Genomic DNA, 25,979 nt, shown 5'->3' on the forward strand with positions numbered 1-25,979 from the left:
CACGCCAAGGCAGGAACTCAACTTTTTAATTTTGAATTTTTACTTTTTACTTCTCTCTCATTTTCATTTTTCATTCGTTAACTCCTACTGATGTTTAAAAAATTTATAGAACGGCCCGTTCTGTCGACAGTTGTGTCGATACTACTAGCGCTGTTAGGTATTCTATCATTGTTCACACTTCCGGTTACTTTATTTCCGGACATTGCTCCACCAACGGTTCAGGTAACCGCAACCTATCCGGGTGCTAATGCTGAAGTAGTGGCGAGAGCAGTTGCAACACCGATCGAGGAAGCGATCAATGGTGTGGAAGACATGACTTACATGACTTCTACATCGAGTAACGATGGTACTCTTGCGATCAACGTATATTTTAAACTTGGCACAAACCCTGACCTGGCTGCGGTGAACGTGCAGAACAGGGTATCAAAAGCAACCAGTCAGGTTCCACAGGAAGTAGTGCAGGCAGGTATCTCAACTCAAAAACAACAGAACAGTATGATCATGGTGCCGCTTATCTACAGTGTAGACACGGCATATGATGAAACATTTCTGCAGAACTATGCCAAGATCAACATTATTCCCGAGATCCAGCGTGTGAACGGTGTTGGACAGGCACAGGTATTTGGTGCAAGAGATTACTCAATGCGTGTCTGGTTAAAACCTGACCGTCTTAATGCTTATAATTTATCTGTCCAGGATGTATTGAAATCTATCCAGGAACAAAATATTGAAGCAGCGCCTGGCCGTTTTGGTCAGAGCAGTACTGCATCATTTGAATATGTGTTGAAATATAAAGGCAAGCTTTCAAAGAATGAAGAGTATGAGAACATTATCCTGCAAACTGCATCAGATGGTGGTGTGGTTCGCCTGAAAGATGTAGCGCGTGTTGAGTTTGGATCATTCTCTTATAGCGCGAATACCAAGATCGCCGGTCACCCGGGTATCGGCATCGCGATCTTCCAGACAGCGGGTTCAAACGCAAACGATATCCTCACAGAAGTAGACGCCGTATTGAAAAAATCGGCACTCTCCTTCCCTACCGGTGTGGAATACTTCAATATGTATAATGCGAAAGAATTCCTGGATGCATCTATCAGCCAGGTATTGCATACCCTGATCGAAGCATTCATACTGGTGTTTATCGTGGTGTTTATCTTCCTGCAGGATTTCAGATCAACGCTGATCCCTGCGATCGCTGTACCTGTTGCGATCCTCGGTACGTTCTTCTTCATGCAGGTCTTTGGATTCACGATCAACCTGCTTACACTTTTTGCACTGGTACTCGCAATTGGTATCGTGGTGGATGACGCCATCGTGGTGGTGGAAGCGGTGCACTCGAAAATGGAAAGAACAAAACTTAAAGCCAAGCAGGCAACTATTGAATCAATGAATGAGATCTCCGGTGCGATCATTTCTATCACACTGGTGATGACGGCGGTATTCGTTCCGGTTGCATTCATGCAGGGCCCGGCGGGTGTGTTCTATAAACAGTTCGCTTTTACACTTGGTGTTGCGATCCTGATCTCCGCACTGAACGCCCTTACGCTCAGTCCTGCTCTTTCTGCACTGTTCCTGCGTAATACACATGCCGATGAACATCATACTGGCCAGGCGAAGAAAGAAGGGTTTGGAAAAAGATTCTTCCGCGCATTTAATGCCGGCTTTAATGCCACCACCAATAAATATACAAAGAGCATTCAGTTCCTTTTCCGCAAGAAATGGGTGGCGTTGAGCGGTCTTGCACTGGTGACACTGGCAACAGTTTTCATGGTACGCAAAACACCAACAGGATTTATCCCTACGGAAGACCAGGGCTTTATCATGTACTCACTAAATCTTCCTCCTGGTGCTTCGCTCGATCGTACCGGGAAAGTAATGGACAAGCTGGATAGCATCCTTGCAACCGTTGAAGCAGTGGAAAGACGTGGTAACGTAGCCGGTTTGAATATCGTAGCGAATGCAAACAGTTCTTCTTTCGGCGTTGGCTTCATTCGTATGAAATCAAAAGAAAAACGCGGTGCAAACAATACGATTGAAGGTGTAATGGGTGAGATCAATCAAAAGTTTGCTGCAGTCTCAGAAGGAACAGCATTCCTGTTCATCTTCCCAACAGTGCAGGGCTTTGGTAACACCAGTGGATTTGAATTTATAGTGCAGGACAGGACCGGTGGTCCGCTGGATAAAATGGCCAATGTTTCGTACGGCTTTATCGGTGAATTGATGAAACGCCCTGAGATTGCGTATGCATTCACCACGTTCAACACTGGTAACCCACAGTATATGCTTGACGTCAACGAAGAAAAGGCCAAACAGCTGGGTGTTTCTGTGAGCGACTTAATGCAGACATTGCAAGTGTACTACGGTAGCAGTTTCGCTTCAGACTTCAACCGTTTTGGTAAATTCTATCGAGTGATCGTACAGGCGGATATTGCTAATCGTACAGAAGAATCTTCCATGAATAGTGTATTCGTGAAGAACAGCAGAGGGGAAATGGTTCCGGCAAACGAGATTGTGACGTTAAAGCGTGTGTACGGCCCCGAAGTCGTAAACCGCAACAACCTGTTCAATGCAGTTACGATCAACGGTATGCCGAAACCGGGTTACAGCTCCGGTGACGCCATCAAAGCGATACAGGAAGTAGCTGCCAGCTACCTGCCACGCGGATACTCTTACGAATGGACGGGCATGACCCGTGAAGAAACGGGCTCAAGCACAGAAACAAGTTTGATCTTCCTGCTCAGCCTGGTATTTGTATATTTCCTGCTGGCCGCCCAGTATGAAAGTTACATTCTGCCACTTGCAGTGATACTGTCTGTGCCTACGGGTATATTCGGAGTGTTTGCCTTTATCAACTTAACAGGAATTGACAATAATATATATGTGCAGGTTGGTTTGATCATGCTCGTGGGTCTGTTAGCGAAAAATGCGATCCTGATCATTGAGTATGCAGTGCAACGGAGAAGAGCCGGCATGTCTCTCACGGACTCGGCGATCGAAGCAGCGAAACTTCGTCTGAGGCCGATCCTGATGACATCATTCGCCTTTATCGTGGGCCTGTTACCCCTCACCTGGGCAAGTGGTGGTTCAGCACTCGGCAACCGGTCAATTGGCACGGGTGCCTTAGGAGGAATGCTGACTGGCGTTATATTCGGCCTCTTCGTAATACCTGTTCTCTTTATCATCTTCCAGGGATTACACGAAAGAATAAACAAGAAGAAACCTGTTACAGAAGCAAGCCCGGCATTAACATAAGAATGGATTTAATAACAAATGAAACAGTGACGAAAATTATGACGACGCTTAAAACTTACGTTCTTGCTTTTTTCAGAAAGATCTGGAACAAACGCGGAACAGAAAATACGCAGAAGGGAATCGCCTTCGCGGATTAAGAAAAACAAAAACAAGGAAGAACGACAGCCGTGTGATTGCAGAAAATGATCAGCGGGAAGCTCACACGGCTGGTTTTTCTAATCGAAACAAAAACCTACAAAGAATGAACAACTTCTTAAAACATTTCTACGTTACGACAGCACTGGCTGTGCTGCTTTTAAGCTGCCGCGTAGGAAAGAGTTATAAGCAACCTGAACTGGTACTGCCTGCGCAGTTTGATACAACCACCAGTTTCGCAGATACCAGCAGCATTGCCGATATTCCCTGGACTGATTTCTTTACCGATACAACATTAAAGTCGCTGATCGGTAAAGGCATTCAATATAATCATGATCTCCTGATCGCTGTTAAAAGACTGGAAGCAGCGCAACTACAGGCAAAACAGGCGAAGCTTCTTTATCTTCCTGATGTGAACCTGGGAATCACCGGGCAGTACAACCGCCCTTCTGATAATAGCCTGAACGGATTGAGTGCGCAGGGATTTTTACAGAAAAGTCATATCGAAAGCTATAGTGCAGCGGTTACCCTTTCATGGGAAGCCGACATCTGGGGAAAGATCAAAGGACGCAAAGAGATCGCTTTAACCCAATACCTGCAAACAGGCGAAGCGTTGAAAGCAGTACAGACCCAACTGGTATCTCAGATCGCGCAGGGCTTTTACAATCTGCTGATGCTGGATAAGCAATTGCAGATCGCACAAAAGAACCTCGCGTTGAATGACAGTTTCCTGATCGCTACAAAATTCCTGAAAGATGCAGGGAACATCAGCATACTCGCTGTACAGCAGGCCGAATCACAAAAGCAGGCAACATCATTGTTGATCCCGCAATTGGAACAGGAGATCGCATTGCAGGAGAATATGCTTCAGTTGTTGACAGGTCAATTACCCGGGAAACTTGGTCGCCGTACCTCTCTCGGAGACATTACGTTACAGGATAAGCTCTCAACTGGATTACCGGTGAGCATGGTTAGCCGTCGCCCCGATGTACGTGCAGACGAGCTTGCGCTGGTAATAGCCAATGCACGCGTTGGCGTAGCACAGGCAGATATGTATCCTGCCCTGACCCTGACAGCAGGTGGTGGGCTGGAGTCTTTCAGATCAAGTAACTGGTTCAATATCCCGGGTTCGCTGTTTGGGCTTGCGGCAGGTTCCATACTGCAACCGGTATTTCGTAAAGGTGCGTTGAAAACACAGTTTGAAGTATCAAAGCTGGAGCGTGAGCAGGCTGTTATCAGATTCAGACAGTCAGTGTTGCAGGCAAGTACGGAAGTTTCGAATGCATTGGTGCAAACAGATAAACTGAAACAACAACAGGCTATTGCTTCCTCACAAACTGATACCCTGAAGAAAGCAGTAGTGAACGCGCAATGGCTGTTTAAAAGTGATATGGCCAGCTATCTTGAAGTGATCACGGCACAGGGAAATGCTTTACAGGCAGAACTCAATCTCGCTATGATACAACGAAGCCGTCTGAACGCAATGGTAGAGCTCTACCGCGCTTTAGGTGGCGGATGGAAATAAACGGTTGTCTTTCTTTGTTGCGAATGGCTGTTTCAGGTAACTGAACAGCCATTTTTTATTGCTGAAATGCGGATGGTCCCGCAAGTGACAATTCATCTCCTATGCGACGAAGTGACCTATTATCCGACGAAATATTATTGTGTAGTTCATCTCATCTATTTTGAATTGATCGGAATACCGCGATTCCCCTAAATACGCCGGCATACTTTCGTTCCCCAAAACGGGATTCCATTAACAATTAAACGTAAGTATGAAAAAGAATTTACACAAGTTATTATTAACTGTAACTGCGATTGCGGCTTTAAGCAGTGCGGAAGCAAAGATCTGGAAAGTGAGCAATAACACCGGGGCAAATGCGGATTTCACGCAAATCCAGTCAGCCGGCGCAAGTGCTGCCGTACAGCCCGGAGATACTCTGTACGTCGAAGGTTCTGCCACAGCCTATAGCGGCGCTGATATAAAAAAAAGACTCGTAATTATAGGACCTGGCTATTTTTTATCTGGTAATAACAGCAATCCCGGTCTTCAATACAACGGGTATCCGGCAACAGTAACAATATATATTGACTCAACGGCGTCCGGTAGTTTCGTCACCGGCATGAGCGGAAATTTGTACCTGTATTATCATACTGATGATGTCACGTTCACCAGGAATGATGCGACGATCAGCGGCTATAGCTCCCGTGCAGGATCGAAAGTTTCGAATATTAAGATCACACGAAATTTTGGCGGTGTATCCTTCGGAAACACCGTATTCGAGAATCTCGAATGTACCAATAATATCTTCTCTCAATATTGTGATCTCAGTTCAACAGAGAATATAAACGGCTTGTTCCGGAACAATGTGATCTTAAATACAAACGCCTCGATCAGCGGTGCTTATGTAAGTAATAATATTTTTTCAATATGGGGTTTATCATTCAATAACTGCACTGTAAAATATAATATCAATACAGGTAATCAATTGCCGGCAGGAAACAATAACCGGAACAACATACCCCTTGCTACTATTTTTGTAACAGGTGGCTCCACCGACGGAGCTTACAAGCTGAGCGCAACCTCACCTGCATTAGCGGCAGGAGAACCTATCAATGGTGTAACGCCGGACGCTGGCGCATACGGAACAGCAGACCCCTACAGGCTCAGCGGGATTCCAGCGATTCCTTCAATCTACCAATTGACCGTGCCAGCTTCAGTACCATCCTCAGCGACCACCATGACCGTAACAATCAGCACAAGATCTAACAATTAATCTCCCTTCATGAAAAGAGTACTATCTATTGTGGTTGTGCTGCTATCACTCCGGGCAGCAGCGCAGCCCGCGTATCCAGCTCAGCAACCGGTACCAAACCTTAAAACACTTGAGTACTTTGTTGATAAAGATCCGGGATTCGGGAATGGCCATCCGATCCCCCTTTCCGCTTCCACCAATTTATCGTCATTACAATTCCAGGCAGATCTTACCGGAGTGGCTCCAGGTTTTCATCGCTTATATGTAAGAACACTGGATACTGATAATAAATGGTCCTTGCATAACTGGACATTTTTTGACAACTATGTGCTGCCGCCATATCCAGCCGCTTCATCAACTTTCAATATCACGGCAGTGGAATATTATTTTGACAATGACCCGGGATATGGCAATGCTACTCCATTGCCCCTTCCGCCTTCTAATGATCAGGTAACAAAACCGTTGGTGGTAAATGTATCGGGACTTTCACCCGGTGTTCACAAGATCTTTATCCGCGCGAAGGATGAAAATGGTAAATGGAGTCTCGTCAATTTTGGTCAGTTTGACAACACAGCTGCCGTTCCTTATCCGTCCGCCCCGGCACAAGCCCCACCGATCGGCGAAATGGAATACTACATAGATACTGATCCGGGCTTTGGCAACGGCAACAAGATCACGTTCACAGCGGGAACAGATATCACCAACTTTTCCGTAGATATCCCATTGAGCGGCGTATCACAAGGGCCTCATACTTTCCACATCAGAAGCCGCCAGAATCCGTGGAGTCTTACTGCATTTGTTCCGTTCATATACAGTAGTACACTCCCGGTTACCTGGCTGTATGTAAAAGGCGAAATGAAAACCGACAAAGCCTATATCGACTGGGCTACCGCCAATGAAGAAGATGCCGACAAGTTCATTGTTGAACACAGCACTGATGGAAGACAGTTCGTCACTGCCGGAGAAGTAAAGGCTGCGGGTAACAGCAGTACAACAAAAAAATACCAGTTCATTCATTCATCACCCGCAAGAGGTATGAATTACTATCGGATCAAACAGATTGATAAGAACGGAACCTTTACTTATTCAAAAGCACTGCATCTATTGTATCATCCGGATAGAAAAGAATTGCTCGTTGCACCAAATCCTGCAACAGATCAGGTTTATGTAATTTCCGGAAGCGGAAGAAATGTGACCAGGGCCGAGATGTTTGATATGAGCGGCAAGCAGGTATTCACTAAACAATTGAATGCCGGTCAGCAGGTTTACAGTCTCGATATCTCATCAGTTCAAAAAGGCATCTACCTGTTGAAGTTATATGACGATACAGGCGTAACAACGCAGCGCATTATGAAACAATAGCGTAGCCATTTCCGACATTTTAATCCGGGTTTGAGGCAACTCACCCGGATTTTCGTCATTTAAGGACACTGATCCTACCATTCATCCATCGGGTATGGGTGAAACCCCGTTTAGCGGCTATTTTTATCAGATAACCGAATGCTGCTATGACGGTAAAAAAAGTATTAATTATAGATGACGAAGAAGCTGCCCGCATACTCATCCGTCAGTATCTCGAAGATTACGACCAACTGGAGATCGTCGGAGAATGCAGTGATGGGTTAGTAGCCGTTAATTCTATAGACCGTCTTGAGCCTGATCTCGTGTTTCTTGACGTTCAGATGCCCGGGCTCAGCGGCTTCCAGGTCATACGGCAGGTTGTACATATTCCACAGGTTGTCTTCACCACAGCATTTGATCAATATGCACTAAAAGCATTTGACTCCAATGCTGTGGATTATTTATTGAAGCCTTACACCAAAGAGCGTTTTGATCAGGCACTCGCAAAAGTTCTGATGCGAAATAGCACACTCGCCACTCAGGCAACTTCTCTTACCGAAAGTATATTTCCCGCAACTAATGCCAACAGCTATTACGAGCGCATCCTGCTCGAGAGCGGAAGCAGAATGATCAGCCTGAGCATTCACGATATCATCTATCTCGAAGCGGAAAAAGACTACACACGCGTTCATACTTCCTCAAAAAATTATCTCAGTAATTTTGGTATCAGCACCCTTGAGCTCCGGCTTAACCCTGCCGTATTCACGCGTATCCACCGGTCATTCATTGTCAACATCCATCACATCAAAGAAGTTTACAAGCAGAATAACGACACCTATCTCGTGCTAAAGAATGAGATGACGTTAAAGGTGAGCAAGGGGTATGTGGAGAATATTAAGAAAATGATGTACTGACGCGAATGCATCGCCAATGGCCACGAATGTTCGCGAATGCAGCTTTCAATCAGCACTCGCTCCTATACCTGAAACTACAATACTCAAAATATAGTCTTTTCATTGACAGACCCATTCGCGAACATTTGTGGTCATTCGTGAACATTAGCGTCAATAGAAAAAGGGGAGAATAGAAATTCCCCCCGGGATACAGTATTACCACACACACTGTATGAGATCCTTTATGTTGATTAAAACTGTGTTCAATTAAGTGGAGGAAGTGGAAACCTCCTCCTTTCACCAAAACTAAACGCTTAAGAGAGTTGCTCTGATCGCAGTTGAATGATCGGGAGCTCCTGCTTAATTATTTCATATCACAATGATAAACTGTTCGGCGCGACGATTTTTTGCAAAGTATATGAATTGAGTTTTTTTGGAGTTGAAGTGGTGCAAACACGTTGCCGAGCCAGTTTCACTAAATAAAAAGCCACCGGGGATACCGGCGGCTTTTGAATCAAATCCTATCTTATTGCGAAGGCTGCTTCAATGCAAGATTTCGCGAAGCTGGCGTTCACTAATTCGGGTAAACAGTATGGGCAATCCCCATCTCAAGTCCGCGTAATTCAGCCAAACCACGCAGGCGGCCGATAGCGGAGTAACCCGGGTTGGTTTTCTTCTTCAGATCATCCAGCATCTGATGGCCGTGATCAGGTCGCATAGGAAGGGAAGAACTACGTTGCTGCATCACTTCGAGCAATGCTTTCACTACATCATACATACCGGCATCACCTTCGAGATGATTGTCTTCGTAGAAATCACCCGCCTCATTACGGCGCGTGCTTCGGAGGTGAATGAAATGGATGCGGTCACCAAACTGACGGACCATATCCGGAAGTTTGTTATCTGCGCGAACGCCAAAACTTCCCGTGCAGAAGCACAGGCCATTTGCGGTGGAAGGAACGGCATTAATTAACGCGGTAATATCATCTGCGGTACTTACTACCCGCGGCAGTCCCAGGATCGGGTACGGTGGATCATCTGGGTGGATCGCGAGAACAACACCGCACTCGTCAGCCACAGGTACGATCTGCTGAAGGAAGTAGATCAGATTGGACCGCAGCCTGTCTGCATCTATCCCTTTATAAGTATCCAGTACACCGGCAAATTGTTCGATCGTAAAGCTCTCTTCGCTTCCCGGCAAGCCCGCAATAATATTTCTTACAAGTGTATTTTTCTCATCTTCACCCATGGCCTCCAGGCGTTGCATAGCCGTAGCTAATTGCTCAGCACTGTATTCTGTCAAAGCTGCTTTTCGCTTGAGCAGGTAAGCATCAAAAGCAATGAAGGCCGCCTTTTCAAACCGAAGCGCTTTACTCCCATCCTCGACGGTATAGGCAAGATCCGTACGCGTCCAGTCAAGCACCGGCATGAAATTGTAAGTGATCACCTCAATCCCGCAGGCTGCCACATTACGGATACTTTGTTTGTAATTATCGATGTACTGTTGAAAATCTCCCGATTGGGTTTTGATGTTTTCATGTACAGGAATACTCTCGATCACCTTCCATTCCAAGCCGGCAGCATTCACCTCTTCTACTCTTTTCCTGATCTCATCGATCTCCCAAACTTTGCCATTCGGAATATGATGCAGTGCAGTTACCACACCGGAACATCCTGCCTGACGGATATCTGACAAACTCACCGGATCATTTGGTCCAAACCAGCGCATGGTTTGCGTCATTTTATACATCGTGTCTTGATTTATTTCTGATTATTTAATGCCTTTTCAGCAAAAATATAAACTAAACGGGCAAAGGGAAGCTACAGTTACGAAAACGTATTCGTAATGAAAGAAGTTAAAAGTCAAAAACCGCTATCCTTTGACCGGAAACGCCAGCTTAGGCCAGTAGTTTTTAATTTTTACTTTTGACTTTTTACTTTAGAACTATTCCACAACGAATTCCTTCTTCAACCTGATGTCCTCCGACGAACTCCCCACCCACACTTCAAAAACACCGGGTTCTACAGTCCAGTTCATATTTTTATCAAGCAGTTCCAGGTCCTGAGGCTGGATCAGGAATTTTACGGTTTTCTTTTCGCCGGGCTGCAGAGAGATCCTTTCAAAGCCACGCAGCTGCATTTCATACGGGATCACACTGCCCTGCACATCTTTTATGTAAAGCTGTACCACTTCATCTCCTTTGCGGCTGCCGCTGTTGGTAATGTCTACACTGATCTCCACATTCGCCTGTGATTTCAGTTTTGCTGGTGTTACAACGAGGTTGCTATACGTAAAGCTGGTGTAGCTAAGCCCAAATCCAAATGGGTAAAGAGAACCATTCGCACTGGTGAATCCCGCACCATTCCTCCCCCTGGGAGGCTGATCTGCGTGAGAGCCCGGTTTGAACGGGAAATTGAACTCGATCTGCCCGGTGGATTTCGGGTAGGTCATGGTCAGCTTCCCTCCAGGATTATAATCCCCAAACAAGGTCTCCGCAACTGCTTCACCTGCGGAAGGCCCGGGGAAACCTGCATTCAATATAGCAGGAAGGAACTTGTTAGCCCAGTTGATCGTTAACGGTTGGCCGGTTGTCATTACCAGCACCACAGGTTTTCCTGTCGCGTACAACGCTTCAAGAAGTTGCTGCTGCCTTCCGGGAAGATCCAGTGAGGTCCGTGACAATCCCTCACCTACCGTCTTCTCATCTTCACCCAATACAGCAATAATAATATCAGATTGGCGCGCTGCGGTAACAGCTTTATCGATCCCCGCACGCTCTTCGTTGGTTAAAGGAGTATAAATGATCTCGGATTCAGGCCAGTTATCACCGGTTATATGGCAACCCATCTCATACGTAACGTTTACGTTTGAACCGAGCATGTTTTTGATCCCCTGGAACACCGATGTCACAGGATTATTGGAAGGACCATATCGACTGATCGCATATTTTGTAGCGTCCGCCATCGGGCCTGCAACAAGAATGTTCTTATAAGCGGTTTTACTTAAAGGAAGCAGGTTATTTGTATTTTTCAGCAACACCATGGACTGACGGTTGATCTCTTTTGAGAACGCTTCATCAGACGGAGTATGCACAAGCTTATCGGCCTGCTTCACATCTACATAGGGCTGATCGAACAGTCCTACAATAAATTTCACACGAAGGACATCTCTCACTCTTGCATCAACAACATTGATGGACATCTTTCCCTCTTTCACCAATTCACGTACATTGTTGATATACGCATTGGGCGGGTCAAAGTTCGTCCATACATTCAAACCAGCTTCCACCGCCTGGCGTGTTGCTTCTTTAAAGTCTTGCGCAACATGATGTTTCTCCCAGATATATTCAACAGCGCGACTGTCAGATGTTACATAGCCATTAAATCCATATTGTTCGCGTAACAATTGTGTCAGAAAGTAATGACTTCCTGTTACAGGAACTCCATCCCAGTCATTATAGCTACTCATTACACCAAGCGGCTTTGCTTCCATGATCACCCGTTTGAACGGATACAGGTAAAGCAGATGCATTTCCCGGGGAGCAACATGCGGATCGGTCCGGGCTTCACCATCGCGTCCTCCTTTAGGCACGCTGTATACCGCGAAGTGCTTGATCGTTGCGGCTACTCCCTGACTTTGGATCCCGAGTGTCATTTGCTTTCCCAACTCTGCGATCAGGAATGGATCCTCTCCATAGCATTCTACCGTTCTTCCCCAACGCTGATCACGTGCCGGATCGAGGATCGGCGCATAAATGTTCGTATATCCTAACGCCTTGCCTTCACGGCCAACGATCTCGCCGGCCTGTCTTACCAACTGCTTATTCCAGGTAGCGCCGATCGAGATGGGCGCCGGAAGGGAGGTCGCCCTGTCATGCGTCAGACCATGTATCCCTTCATTGGTGAAATCAACTGGAATACCGAGACGTGTTTGCTCTATAAACCACTTTTGTACAGTATTGATCGCATCCGCATGCTTACTGAAAGGAAATGAATATTGGGATTGCGCTTCCGGCTTGAAAGGAAGGCTGTTCAGGTGCTCGTCAATATTAGCGATACCATCTTTCCAGATACTGTCTTTCCAACCGGCAGTCGGAAGTTCATCTTTCAGTACACGGCCGTAACCATACAAGGTGGCGAGCTGACATGTCTTTTCATTAAGCGTCATTTGCGAAAGCAAATCTTCCACACGTTTATCTACAGGTTGCGCCGGATCTTCGAAAACATCCTTACGTCCATTTTTATTAAAATCGATCCATCCTTTTTTATAGATAGATGATGTTTGCGCGAACAGGCTCAACGACGCACAGCAGGCCACCGTTGTCAGAAATCGTTTCATGAGTGAGATTTTTTATTGGGCAATAGTATCCGGTTCTTAATGTATCGTCTCGTCATTAAGAAGGGCATGATCAAATAAATAACAGATCTGTTCTATATTTTGGCCCTTTCCATTTTTGGCGTCAGCCAATGGATGATCAACCAGGCTAACAGGAATGAAAGACCGCAGAATATGAATAATATATTGTAACCGGCAGAAAGATTGTTGTTGCTTTTGTATACATCCAGAACGGCACCTACTCCCCATTCAAACAATACACCTCCAACTGCCCCGGCCATTCCTCCGATACCAATTACTGAGCTCACAGCTTTGGACGGCATCATGTCAGAAACGATCGTAAAAATGTTTGCGCTCCATGCAGCATTACCGGCGATAGCCAGACATAGCAGTCCTACAACAACCCATATATTATCTGTATATCTTGTTGCAACGATCGGCACCACAGCCAGTGCAGACATCAGCAACGCAAATTTTCTTGCCTTATAAACAAGCCACCCTTTCTTGATCAGTTTGGAAGAAAGATATCCTCCGCCAATTGCACCGACCGTGGCCGCTGTGTATATGATGATCAATGGTGGCGAAGGCTTCTTCAGATCAAGCTGAAATGAACTGGCGAAATAAGAAGGCAGCCAGTACATAAAGAAATACCAGATCGGGTCAGTAAAGAATTTGCCAACGATGAATGCCCATGTTTGCTTCATACCAAACAGCTTCCCCCACTTAACAGGTTCAGCGTTTTCTTCCTGGTCTTTATCATCGCTTCGGATATACTCAAGCTCTGGCTGCTGCAGTCTTCTTTGTTTCTCAGGCACTTCATAAAAAATCCGCCAGGCGATCAGCCATAGGAAACCAACCGCACCCGTAAGAATAAAAGCTGCCTGCCATCCGTAGAATCCAAGGATCCATGGAATAAGCACTGGCGCAAGAACAGCTCCAATATTTGAACCTGAATCAAAAAAGCCCGTAGCAAGCGCTCTTTCTTTCTTCGGAAACCATGATACAACAGTCTTAACAGCAGAAGGGAAATTGCCGGACTCTCCCAATCCTAACAAGGTTCTTACAATACCAAAACCCAATGTTGATTTGACCAATCCATGCAGCATGGCAGCAATACTCCATATCGTAATGGACACTGTATAACCCAGCTTACTACCGATCTTATCAATGATACGTCCGAACACCAGCAAGCCAAATGCATAGGCCGCCGTGAAAGCCATAACGATATAACTGTAATCCTTTTCTGTCCAGCCAAATTCCACCTCGAGTGTCGGCTTCAGGTATCCCATTACCTGTCTGTCGAGATAGTTGATCGTTGTTGCAAAAAACAGAAGACTACATACAACCCAACGGTAGTTACCGATCTTTTGTTGACTGGCTGAATTCTGAGTGGTTGTTGACATGTTGGCTATTTATCTTTTTTTCCAAGAATGCTATAATAGATCAGGAATATATAACAGGGGATAAGGATCCAGTATGCTTGCTGATGGCCGATCTCCTTTGTCAGCCAGCCGAATACGGGAGGAAGTAATGCACCTCCGGCAATACCCATGATCAGTACAGCAGCACCGGTTGACAATTGCTTTCCAGAAAGCCCTTTCAATGCCTGTGGCCAGATCGCCGCCCATAGCATTGCGTTGGCAAAACCAAGAGCCGCCACGAAGGCAATAGAAAGTTTACCAGGGATAAAGATGATCAGAAAACTGATGACCAACCCGAGTAAGGAAGATATGTAAAAGGCTTTTTGCTGGGATATGACACGCGGGATCACAGCGATCCCGACAAGATAACCGACCATCATGCAGCCAAGTGTGTATGACGACAGGTTCTTGGCAAAATCAAGACCGAGGCCATGATATTGTCCATAATTTGAAATGGTATCACCAGCCAGTACTTCCACTCCCACGGCGAAAAAGATCGCAGTAAACCCAAGAAAGAACTGCCAGTTTTTCCTGGATGCTGCCGGTTTTGCTCCTTCAGCAAGAGGCTCAGACTTTATTTCCGGTAGATGAGCGAAGCGGATCAGTATGGCCACCACGATCCAGATCGATGCGAGAATACAGTAAGGAACGATCACGTCCTGAGCTAATTGATTAAGACGAAGTGATCTTTCATTCACACCCATGGTCGCCAGATCAGCGATCAGTTTATCGGAGTTTTTAAGAATGATACTTCCCATGATCAAGGGAGCAATGATCCCGGCAGTTTTATTACAGATCCCCATTATGCTGATACGGCGTGCGGCAGATTCACGTGGCCCAAGTAATGTGATATACGGGTTGACCGCACTTTGCAAAACAGTAAGACCTGTTCCCGTAATAAATAAACCGACAAGGAAAAGAAGATAAGATCTTGTCATTGCTGCGGGGACAAACAACAGGCACCCAAATGCCATTACATAAAGGCCTGCACTGATTCCCTTCACCATCCCTGTCCGCTGCAATAAATATCCTGTTGGAAAAGCCATTACTGTGTACGCGATGTAAAAGGCAGAAGGTACAAGATATGCCTGCCAGTCTTCCAACTCACATGCGATCTTCAGATAGGGGATCAGCGTCGCATTGATCCAGCTTACAAAACCAAAAATGAAAAAGAATGCACCAATGATCAATATATACTTTGTATACTGCTTCCTGGAATGCAACTCACTATTTTCAGATACAGACATGATGTTTTTTATTTTTTATCGATCGCTGCATGAACGCTGCCATATTTCAGCAGCAGCGCCTTTGCTTCTTCATAGTCAGTGATGCCGGTTTTTTCCATCAGCATTTTTGTACCCCGATCAACAAGTTTGTCATTGCTGATCTGCATGTGCACCATTCGATTGTCCTGCACACGGCCCAGCCGGATCATGATCGTTGTGGAGATCATATTCAGCAACATCTTTTGCGCTGTACCGCTTTTCATGCGAGTGCTACCTGTAATGAATTCAGGGCCTACGATCACTTCGACCGGATAATCCGCATGAGAGGCCACCGGCGATCCCGGGTTACAAACAATACATCCCGTTAAAATTCCATTCTTCCTGCACTCCCGCAGCGCCCCCACTACATAAGGAGTGGTACCGCTTGCGGCAATGCCAATCACGAAATCCTTATCAGAAACAGCATACGTCTGAAGATCTTCCCATCCTTTCTCGAAACTATCTTCGGCATCTTCGATGCCAAAACGGAGTGCCGCATCGCCACCAGCCATTAAACCATTCACGATATCTGCATCAACACCATAAGTTGGGGGACACTCACTCGCATCCAGCACGCCCAACCTTCCACTTGTACCTGCTCCCATATAAAAAAGACGCCCGCCGGAAGCCAGCTTTGGCCAGGAAGCATCTACCAGCTTTTCTACCGACGGTAACACCGCTTTTACCGCAATCGCCACTTTCTGATCTTCTTCATTAATATGATCAATAATCTCCGCGGTACTCATTTTTTCAATGTGCCGGTAAATCGATGGAGACTCTGTTATTCTTGATTCAGACATGGGCAGCGGGAGGAGTTTAGTAGTTTAATAGTTTAATAGTTAAACGTTGTCCCTGAATAGCATTCTATTGGACAGAGAGCATCTCAATAATCAAGTACCGGAATCTGATAAGATAAAGGATTACACAGTTAAGCAGCAATAACTATTAAACTGATAAACTTTTAAACACTTAAACCTTATACCTGCTTTTCAACATCCCGCTCATGTATTCATTGATCTCCCATTGGTTCGCAACAGGCTGCCGTGTGAACGGCAACAGAGGCATATAAGGCGCTGGACCAAACTCTGCTGTGAATGTCAGGAATGGCTTCCCGGCTTCCTTATTTGCCTTGTATATTTTATCCCAGCAATCGATGTGAACATTGAGAGACTCCTCCCATTCAGGTGCACGTGGATCATTCACCTGTGCACCCTGCGTATGTCCGACGCGCGCATGAAAATGTCCGGAACGGCTGGCTGCGATCGCAACGGCATCTTGTTGATCATGTAACAGTGTTTCAGCCACTGCTATCCAGTGTGAAAGATCCATTGTCAGCATAAGATCCGGAATGCGTTGAAGATACTCCTTTGTGATATGGGCAGCAAAACTGAATTTCCCCCGGTGTGTTTCATGATAAACCGGGATACCCGTTGCCATAGCCAGCTCGCGGGCCGCTTCGATCAGCAATGCATTTTGTTCAAAAGTGTAATGATCTTTACCGGTTTGTGAATTGATCAGAACGGGATTTGCCAATGCCATGATCTCTAAGCGCTCTTTATATGCCGACAGATGCCGGCTAAAATCGGGCTCCACTGTCTCCCAGTGCTGAGCGATCAATTGCAATCCGTGCCTGGAAAGCGCATTTAATATAATATCCCTCTCTTTTTCATCCGCGGGAATATCCGTTTCAACTCCATCATACCCGCTGCTCTTTACCATGCTGGCAAAATCATCCCAGGTAATGTGGGATTGGCCCCATCTTGGACAAAAAGAATAGATGTGCATGAGGAGTTAATTAAAAATTCAAAAGTCAAAATTAAAAAATACGACCCTGCGTAATTATAATCATTCGGGAGAAAACTAAAAAAATCTACTTTTTACTTTCTCTCGGGTCAAATAACAACGGATAAAACTGTCCCTCCATTTTCTGTCCTTTGGGAATACCTGGTGTTGTAGGGAGAAGTTCATCGTTGGAATTTGAAACAGTGCCGTCTGCAAATACATTCAATACGAATGCACGTCTCGACTTTTCTGACTTATTCGCATATGACCCATGGACCATCAACGGATGATGAAAGCTGGCGTAACCCTTTTTTAACTCAATGGGGACCGGCTTGAATTGTTTTTTTTGTTCTTCTGTGAGATAATCCATCAGGCCTTCCATATCTCCGGCAAGCTCAGGTTTGTCCAGTAAGCCCCAATGCTGGCTGTAAGGAACATAATAGAGACAGCCATTCTCAGTTGTGGCGTCGTCCAAACCAACCCAGCACGTCAGATGCTGCAGTGGGGCTGTACGTGTCCAGTATGAATAATCCTGATGCCAGGCCACTACACCCCCATGCAGTGCCGGCTTACAGAAAAGTTGATCATGCCAGAACCGTACAGCCTTATCGCCAAGTAACTGGCTCGCAGCCATCACGAAAGCGGGATTCCAAAGGATATCATGAAAACCTTCGGTGATCCTCCATGCCCCAAGAGCATGAAAAAGAACGGTATTTACATCAGTTGATTCATTGGAAGCAAACTGGTAAAACAAGTTATTTCCCGGATGTGCAGGATCAGCGATCTGTGATAGTTCATCATTCAGCTTTTCGATCTGCCATTCATCCAGCAAACGGATATTACTAACATATCCGTATTCACGGTAATGGCTTACCTGTTCTTTTGTAAGCCTGTACCGATCCCACTCTGCAGCGGAAGACGGCCACTGAAAAAGATCAGATAGTAACTGATGATATTTTGAAAGATCACTTATCTGCATTGTCTGCATGATCACCCGTTTATTTATGAATAGGTAACGGCTGTCAGTGCTGTTGTTTCAGCAAGAACTTTGGCCGCGCTTTCTTTTTCCAGGAAAAGCAATGCTCCGCCATGTTTTCGGAGTATGGTTGAAGGATACTGTTCACTGACCGCATCCATCAATGTATGATATACCGCCTGTGCCTTTGTTGTTCCCGGAACCATGCAAAAAATCTTTCCGGCTTTAAGCAATGCGGGAATCGTTAATGTAAATGCATCTACCGGCACCTGGCTTACATCAATAAAGCAACCTTCATTCACCTGTTGCTGTTTGCATGCTTCATCAAGATCTACCACCTTTACAAGTTTCGGATCATTGAATTCCGCAACGTGCGGATCATTGAACGCAAGATGTGTGTTCTCACCGATCCCCATACAGGTGATATCTACCGGATGTTCGCGAAGCAATGAAGAATAACGTTCACATTCCGCCGCTGTATCTGTTGCCTGCCCATTCAGGTAAAATATATTACCAAACGGAACCTTATCAAATATTCTTTTCCTAAGAAAAACACCGAACAATTGCGGGTCATTTTTAGGGAGACCGATGTACTCATCCATATGAAATGCCTGCACACGCTGCCATTCAATATCTTCTTTGATCAGTGCTTCCAGAAATTCATTTTGTGAAGCAGCTGCCGCAAAAATGATGTTTACAACCGGCTTCTGCTTCAATAATAAGCGGATAGTTTCCGCCGCCAACTTAGCTGCATCCTCGCCCAAAGCGATCCTGTTTTCATAAATCCGAACCTTCAACTGATCGGCTACAAAATCTGTCATTTGATTATATTTTAGTTCTGAACGTTTTCATGAATAAGCGTTTCCATTTTGCAAAGGGTATGATAAAGGGAGAAGATGGTTTGAGAGGTTTGGGAAGTTTGAGAGATTTGACATGTTAATGTATAATACATGTAAACGCTTTCTCTGAAAACTTACCAAATCTCCCAAACCGCTTAAACCTCTCACTCTCCGGTTAGAGCCTGAACTTAATCCCCGCCCTTCCCCAGAATGAATAATATTGCTTTTGATACATTTGATTCTCTTCACCGAAATAAACTCTCTTCGGAGCGTTGGTCAGGTTCTGAGCCTCTGCGTAGATCGTAAATCTCTTGTTGATCCGATAAGAAGCATTCGCATCAATTTGCGTACGGGCATCCGTGATGATGTCCTGCGCAGCATCCGCACCAAGTGTTTCAGTAAATGAACCATTGTAGTTCAGGTTACCCTGCACAGTCAAACCAGCGATTGAATAAGACAGAGACGCGTTTGCAGTGTGAGTGGCCTGTCCGGGAAGACGAAGGTCTTTACGGAACTGAGCATCAGCACTTGAATGAGAATAGGTGTAGTTAGCCAGTACAGAAAATCCTTTCAGGAAACCAGGCAGGAAAGTAAGGTTCGCCTGTGCATTCAATTCAACACCAAACACATTTGCGGCATCACCATTCAGCACCTGACGATATCTCCAGTTGGGATAACCAGCAGCTCCGGGAAACTCATTGCCAGTGATACGAGTTTCACTCGCATATTGGAATTTGTCGATTTTCTTATAGAACAGACCTGCAGATAAGATACCAAGATTGGAAAGATATTTCTCCGCCATCAGATCGAAGTTCGTAGAGAACGCCGGTTTCAGCTCTGGATTACCGTCTGTGATGATCTCACTCAGGATGCTGATATTTCTACCAGGAACAAGATCAACAAAATTCGGTCTTGAATATCCGAAAGTAACTGCACCACGGATCAATGTTGATTTATTGATGTCATATTTAGCCTGAAGGTTAGGCAGGAATTTCGTGTAGCTTGTTTCCTGACGCGCCGCAGTGGTAGATTGCCATACACCCGCTGCGTCCTGAACAATGATGTTTCCGCGATAGTCGACATCTGTATTTTCAACTCTTAAACCTGCGATCAGCATCCAGCGATTAAATTGAATACGGTTCATCATGTAACCAGAAGTTACCGTTTCAACCGCATCATAATAGTATGCGTCGATGGTAGCACGGGTCGTTGCAGTTTCCGTTCTGAAATAAGCCGGATCATCTTTGTACTGATCAAAATAAGAAATAGTCTTATCACGATCCAGACCCAGGCCGAAATTAGTTGCACCATTCAGCAGGTCGGCGGAAACTTCCGGATCTCCGGAGAAATTTGTCAACCGGCCGGCAGCTGCAGCACCTACATATGTACTTACACGGGTAGTCGCTTCAGGCCTCCATCTTTCGTTGTGCATTCTTTTGATCTTTCCACCCACTTTAAATGTTGCAGAGTTGTTACCCAGCTTATAATCATAGGTAGCATTGATCTTACCAACACCATTTCTTCCTTTTGTATTCCAGTTGTCTCTTTCAATAGTGTTGAAAGTAAAGAGAGACGCATTATTCTTCCAGTCTGTACCGGTAGCCAGCAGGTTATCGGTATGGATATCTGTGATCTGCAGCGGCACACGTGTTGCTGTCCAGAAATTATATGTACCAGCAACTGTTTCGTATTGTGATGTAGTGAAGAATGCGCCCGCATCAAGCTTCACACGGCCAATGCGTGTTTCAAACTGTGCATTGATGTTCACGTTCTTGTTATCTTCGTTCGCGGTGCGCAATTCGTTGTATGAACGACCGCCCGGTGTAACGTAAACTCCTTCCGCATTCTGTGTAGTACGGCCTGTTTCCATGCGCGTACGTTTACGGTAGCGGGTAAGTTCATTATCGTGATCGCTGTACATAAAATTTACCACGAGGTTGGTAACAGCGCTGAAATTAAGATCAGCAGTGGCAGACAAACCCTGGCGTGTACGCTGGTTTTCTACGTATAGATAGCGCACGTCAGTAGGGAACCATACTGTACCACGTCCATAATCTTTAGGCTCCCAAACCTGTGAACGGATCTCATCATACCCGTTCGTTGTTTTGTAATAGCTGCCCGTAGCCATCAGACCGAGAAGACCGTTTGGATTTTTCGCAGTGGCGAAGAAACGTTTTCCCAGAGAGATGTTACCGATACCGTTTGATTTGCCACGGAGGTCGTTGTAACCAAGACCCGCATCCACTGTCAGTTTTGTTTTCAGTGAAGTTGCTGTTGGTGATTTCATATTGATCTGACCAGCGATCGCATCACCGTCAAGATCCGGGGTGAGTGTTTTGATCACTTCCATAGAAGCGAGAACGTTACTGGGGATCACATCCAGCTGCGCATTACGTGCACCTTCTTCAGAAGAGCCCATGATCTGCTCGCCATTCACGTTAATGTTCGTAAAGTTACCGGGAGTACCGCGAAGCTGTACGGTAGCACCTTCACCACTGCTGTTTCTTCCAATGGTCACACCTGGAAGACGCTGCATTGATTCTGCCACGTTAAGATCGGGATAACGTCCCATCAGATCAGCAGAGATCACTTGTTTGATATTATCTGCATTACGCTGTTGGTTCAGCGCTTTCTGCTGTCCTTCCCGGACACTTGAAACCGTTACACCAGTCAGGGCAACTGTGTTGGAAGACATTTTAATGGCGGCATTGACCGGGCGGCCCGGCTGAACCTCCAGATCCTGCTCAACGGATTTAAAGCCCATGTAATTGATCACGAGCGTGTACTTTCCTGGCTTCATGCCAAGAAATTCGAAATTACCAGCGAGGTTGGTCGTGGTTCCGCGGGTAGTTCCTTTAATCATGACAGACGCGCCGGGGAGAGCGCCTCCATCAGTGTCTGTAACCTGTCCTTTGATATCTCCGCCCGTTTGAGCTGAAATATCTGAAAAGGAAAGCAGGGATGCCAGCAGCAGCGATACTGACATGAGCAGTCGGTGGATACTTTGTTTCATTTTGCAGATATTTTTTGGTAAAAAAAGAGTTTTCATTGTTTAAGCAATCGTTTATAGTACTATTTGAATTTGAAATTCTTATAATCAACCAGGAAGCGAAGAGCGAAGCTGGTACCAATGTCCCTGTTGGTAAACCAAACTTTTCCCTTCTGAAAACGTGTACGTGTTTCCAGTACCGCACCCCGAAGGTTCGGATCCGGATGATCCACCGCATAGCGGTTTTTCAAGATCCAGGTGGCTGACTTTTCAATATGGGTATCGAACTCTTTGAAACCTTCTTTAGACAGTTCAATCCAGACAATCCCTGCGAGCGCCACTGCCGACCCGGTAGCAGACCCCTTATCTGGTCTCTGACCATCTGTATAATTATCATAAAAGATAGTTCCGTCTTTCTGTTGTGCTTTCGCAAAAGCCCGTGCTGTTTTTGCCGCACCCTCCAGGTACTTGCGGTCACCTGTTAATTTGAATGCTTCGATCAACGACTCCGCATACCAAAGGGAGAATCTTGGATGAAATGTCTTATTGGCTTCCGAGTTTGGCATAAAGCGCATCCATACACCGTCCGGCCCTTGCTTCTCAAGCAGGCTGTTACAAAGCAGAATAAACGCATCCTTGAATTTTTTATCCCCGGAAAACTCGAATGCATCTTTAAAAAGAGAGCCTTCCGTATTAGGACGGGATACATCGAAAAGCTCCTGGTCCTTCTGATCCTTTTGTTTCCAGAACGGGCTATATTCTTTCAGCACTTCACCTGTGCTCACCTGGATATTATCATAACAAACACCCTTTTCAGGATAGTACATATTCTTCAACATCCAGTCAGCTGCGTTGGTAGCAACTTTTGCATACCTGGGATCTTTGGTCACTTTTGACAATTCATAAATACCCGGGGTTCCATCGGACACCGTAGCAAATACGATGAACTCATCACCAAGCACATCGCCATGACGGGCATCTACCATTCCCTTCAGCTTGGGATTATCTTTTATCTCCATGCTGATCCAGAAATTTCCGCCACGCTTTGCCGCATCCAGATAGGATTTGTTGTTCGTTGCTTTGTACGCAGCTACCAAAGAATTTACGGCTTGTCCTGTATGCCATGGCACTTCATATTCATACCATTTTCCTTCGGTTACGTTATAATCGCATCTGGACTTGCCTTCTTTATCAAGGATCACTTCAGACACATACTTTGCTGTTTCGTTGATGGCTTTTACGATCTCCTCTTTTTTGGGCTGTGCAAAAACGTCTGAACTGAACATAGACGTGCTCACTATTGCCAGACCGATCGCTGTTTGCCTAATCCGCTTCATATACTTTGTCTTTTGCATTCAGTGTATACTTATGTTTATGATTCGTAATTGAAAGATCTTCCTGCATCCTAAAGGTAAATGACCAGGGCCTGTTGTCACGCTTTTTCAGCTTCAACAATACATGATTCACTCCTTCTTTTAAGGGCAATGTCACCACTGCTTCCTGCTGTGCCGAGCCGCCCATTCCTGAAAACACTTTTTCCCCGTTACAAAATACCTCTACTTCATCATTCGCCATAAGAAACCCTTTCACAGATGAATTCTTTGGAGAATTTACAAGACAGTAAGCATATCCGGAAACAGCAAGCGGGTTTTTATAGTTATCATCCAGATCGATAATACCACCATCTGTTGAAGAAAATTTTTGCCACCGGTAAGTTTTACCCAAATAATGGGTGAAATCGCCGGGAGAAGGCGGTTTGTCATACTCTTTATTGGAAGAATAAATAAATGCCGGAAACTCTTTTTTATCATCAAGCGGGAAAGGGCCGCCAAGCATCCAGTTCTTAAAGTAAAAGCGATCACTGACAGCCACATTCAATCTCAAAGAAGAAGGTGCGGGAATGCTACGCTCCGATGCGGAAACAGCAGCAAACTGCAGCGATAATTTCAGTACTTCCAGATCCCGGATCTTTTTCGCATACGGTTCAAATGCTTTATCCAGCCAGTACTCCTGGTTTTCGCGGAGCCAGGATTTCCTGAACCACTCAGCATGTCTCAAATAACGTTCTCCCAATTCACTGACTGCTTTTACTGAAGCGTTTAATAAGGTCTGAGCCTGGCGTGGCTCCTGCGGTGCAAGGCTTGCAGCTTGAGCATATTGTTTAACCACTGCCTCAACCACTTTACGCGTGTCAACGATCAGCTGATACTGACCAATTGCATATTTCAACGCATCTATATCTGACAAATTAATCTTCGCATTTGCTGCATTGATAAAATTTACCGCCTCTTGTAAAATAGCTGCCGCCTGCGGAACCGAGGCATTATTTATGATCAACTGCTTGCCACTATCCGGCAGGATCTTCTGGTGCCAGAGCTGATCATTCAGGTTATATGTCATCTCCACACCGCGAAGCTCCATTAGCTTGAATAGCGCCTTCACATAATTGTCATCGTCAGACTGGTGAGCAGTGATCGAAAATCTTTTATCAAGAGTGGACTCGAACTTATCGGATACGTTCCAGCTTTTATCCGCTGCTACATACACACCATACCAATCTCCGGCAAAAAGATAGGTACCGCCGTCATCCCAAATGGTTGTAAAAGCACCGGTGCTGCCATTTTTCTTTCCTTCTTCCAGGAACCCGTTTATGTTGGCTTTAGCCATCGCCATATCAGGAAACATGCGATAGGAATTCAATATTCCGGGACAAACCATGAATTCTAGTCCGCGCTTTTTAAACGGCAGGATCCATGGATCGAAACTCTTTTTATCGCCATACTCCCAGGTAAGATATATTACATCTTTGGGCAGCATATCCAGTACCTCCTCGTGTTGTAATGCAACGTCACCCCACATCATCATACGCTTGCCCTTTGCCTTTACCACATCGTAAAGGAACTTCAGGTGGTCTGCATAGAATTTCGCAGGGCCAACACTATCTACATATTCTTTTGAACGTCCCTTTCCAAGATCAAAGGTCTCGTCACAATTAACATTGAAATAAGGTGCGCTGAAGGCATCGCAAAGCTCGCCGATTACCGAAGCCAGAAATTTTCGTGCTTCGGGATCACGCGGAGAGATCAGTGTAGAAGTCTCTCCCATCGATTTGTATTTCGGAAGAGCAAGTATCTTCTCAAAATGCCCGAATGACTGGAAGCTTCCTATCAGTTGCATATGAAATTTCGCAGCATAGGCTGACAATTCCCTGATCTGTGCAATCGTCAGTTTACCATTTGCAGGTGCAAAGTCGGGATAAGAAACGGGTTGAACCACGTGCTCTATATAAAAAGAAAGATAGTTGAGCTTAAGCTCTGCCATTCTTTCGATCTGCTGTTTGAAGTAATCCATTGTAGGAATTGGCCCCCGGCTGATATCATCATAAATAACGCGGTGCTCAAAAGACGGCCAGTCTGTAATGGTAACAGCCTTATTCCAACCCGCACGGGTAAGTTGCTTTACTGTTTGCAAACCGTAGAACAGGCCTGTTTCAGTATTGGCAACGATCAGTCTGCGCTTATGATTGATGATAATGACGTATCCTTCTTTGCCGATCTTGTCAAGGTCAGTAATTCCTTCTGCAGCAAGAACTGATTTTATCTTATTGTTGATCAGTGAAACGGATAGAGAAGAAGAAGCAAGCTTATTGTTATTCGTCCTGGAAAAATCATTCCAGACTGTTAGCAAGCGGTCGGCAGAAGCTTTGTCTATCCCCTGGAATTGGATACGAAGCTGCGATGGGAAGCTGATCGCCTCGGAAGAAACCTTTGCTGTCTGAGGATAGGGCAGTACAGGCAGGTCATTAGACCAGCCGTATGCACAGGTAAACAGTGCAAAGATCAACAGCAAGAAGTTTTTACTGATAGTCTTCATTTATATTCAAAGCCTTTTAAAACTATTCAGAATTCTTCCTACTTTAAGCCAGACACGACACCCTCTCTGCACACGCTTCGGAAGAGATTTTTCTTTTAACGCAGGGATCATATAAACATTG

16 protein-coding genes are annotated in these 25,979 nt (G+C 45.4%); 5 read left to right on the forward strand and 11 right to left on the reverse strand.

The features are described from left to right. Positions 1-90 precede the first annotated feature (90 nt). The 5 genes from LZZ85_RS16270 (at position 91) to LZZ85_RS16290 (ending at position 8,398) form a co-directional block, all read left to right on the forward strand. Positions 91-3,252 (forward strand): efflux RND transporter permease subunit, encoded by a 3,162-nt coding sequence (locus LZZ85_RS16270; RefSeq protein WP_237874149.1) that lies wholly within the window; start codon positions 91-93, stop codon positions 3,250-3,252. A gap of 241 nt (positions 3,253-3,493) precedes the next feature. After that, entirely contained in the window at positions 3,494-4,912 is a 1,419-nt protein-coding gene (locus LZZ85_RS16275) for an efflux transporter outer membrane subunit (RefSeq protein ID WP_237874151.1), read from the forward strand. 250 nt (positions 4,913-5,162) lie between these two features. Next, positions 5,163-6,164: a hypothetical protein gene (locus LZZ85_RS16280; protein ID WP_237874153.1), complete on the forward strand. Its 1,002-nt coding sequence runs from the start codon at positions 5,163-5,165 to the stop codon at positions 6,162-6,164. Positions 6,165-6,173: 9 nt separating this feature from the next. Further along, positions 6,174-7,505: a T9SS type A sorting domain-containing protein gene (locus LZZ85_RS16285; RefSeq protein WP_237874155.1), complete on the forward strand. Its 1,332-nt coding sequence runs from the start codon at positions 6,174-6,176 to the stop codon at positions 7,503-7,505. Positions 7,506-7,651: 146 nt separating this feature from the next. After that, complete coding sequence (locus tag LZZ85_RS16290; protein ID WP_237874175.1) at positions 7,652-8,398, forward strand: LytR/AlgR family response regulator transcription factor; 747 nt, start codon at positions 7,652-7,654, stop codon at positions 8,396-8,398. 553 nt (positions 8,399-8,951) lie between these two features. On the opposite strand, the gene uxuA is transcribed toward LZZ85_RS16290, so the two are convergent. The 11 genes from uxuA to LZZ85_RS16345 all read right to left on the reverse strand — a co-directional run bounded on the left by uxuA (position 8,952) and on the right by LZZ85_RS16345 (position 25,858). Continuing rightward, positions 8,952-10,127 carry a mannonate dehydratase gene (gene uxuA, locus LZZ85_RS16295; RefSeq protein ID WP_237874189.1) on the reverse strand — a complete coding sequence of 392 codons (1,176 nt, stop codon included), beginning with the start codon at positions 10,125-10,127 and terminating at the stop codon, positions 8,952-8,954. 195 nt (positions 10,128-10,322) lie between these two features. Then, entirely contained in the window at positions 10,323-12,716 is a 2,394-nt protein-coding gene (locus tag LZZ85_RS16300) for a glycoside hydrolase family 3 N-terminal domain-containing protein (protein ID WP_237874199.1), read from the reverse strand. A 92-nt stretch (positions 12,717-12,808) separates the two neighbouring features. Next, positions 12,809-14,116 carry an MFS transporter gene (locus LZZ85_RS16305; protein WP_237874201.1) on the reverse strand — a complete coding sequence of 436 codons (1,308 nt, stop codon included), beginning with the start codon at positions 14,114-14,116 and terminating at the stop codon, positions 12,809-12,811. A 5-nt stretch (positions 14,117-14,121) separates the two neighbouring features. Next, positions 14,122-15,381: a sugar MFS transporter gene (locus LZZ85_RS16310; RefSeq protein ID WP_237874202.1), complete on the reverse strand. Its 1,260-nt coding sequence runs from the start codon at positions 15,379-15,381 to the stop codon at positions 14,122-14,124. A gap of 8 nt (positions 15,382-15,389) precedes the next feature. After that, positions 15,390-16,199 (reverse strand): N-acetylmuramic acid 6-phosphate etherase, encoded by an 810-nt coding sequence (gene murQ / locus LZZ85_RS16315; RefSeq protein ID WP_237874214.1) that lies wholly within the window; start codon positions 16,197-16,199, stop codon positions 15,390-15,392. 169 nt (positions 16,200-16,368) lie between these two features. Further along, entirely contained in the window at positions 16,369-17,184 is an 816-nt protein-coding gene (locus LZZ85_RS16320) for a sugar phosphate isomerase/epimerase family protein (protein WP_237874223.1), read from the reverse strand. Positions 17,185-17,269: 85 nt separating this feature from the next. Then, positions 17,270-18,169: a phytanoyl-CoA dioxygenase family protein gene (locus tag LZZ85_RS16325; protein ID WP_237874225.1), complete on the reverse strand. Its 900-nt coding sequence runs from the start codon at positions 18,167-18,169 to the stop codon at positions 17,270-17,272. Positions 18,170-18,183: 14 nt separating this feature from the next. Next, a complete protein-coding gene (locus LZZ85_RS16330; protein ID WP_237874227.1) occupies positions 18,184-18,978 on the reverse strand; it encodes a glucosamine-6-phosphate deaminase in 795 nt (264 codons plus the stop codon). A gap of 193 nt (positions 18,979-19,171) precedes the next feature. After that, the gene (locus LZZ85_RS16335; RefSeq protein ID WP_237874248.1) at positions 19,172-22,009 is read right to left on the reverse strand and encodes a TonB-dependent receptor; all 2,838 of its coding nucleotides are present in this window, start codon (positions 22,007-22,009) and stop codon (positions 19,172-19,174) included. Between the two features lie 59 nt (positions 22,010-22,068). Further along, positions 22,069-23,322, reverse strand: a complete 1,254-nt coding sequence (locus LZZ85_RS16340; RefSeq protein ID WP_237874255.1) for a glycoside hydrolase family 88 protein — start codon at positions 23,320-23,322, stop codon at positions 22,069-22,071. Then, positions 23,309-25,858, reverse strand: coding sequence for a glycoside hydrolase family 20 zincin-like fold domain-containing protein (locus tag LZZ85_RS16345; RefSeq protein WP_237874268.1), 2,550 nt, complete (start codon positions 25,856-25,858; stop codon positions 23,309-23,311). The genes LZZ85_RS16340 and LZZ85_RS16345 overlap by 14 nt, the downstream gene beginning before the upstream one ends. Between the last annotated feature and the right edge of the window lie 121 nt (positions 25,859-25,979).

It is taken from the genome of Terrimonas ginsenosidimutans (genome assembly GCF_022012415.1).
Taxonomy (GTDB): Bacteria; Bacteroidota; Bacteroidia; order Chitinophagales; family Chitinophagaceae; genus Terrimonas_A; species Terrimonas_A ginsenosidimutans.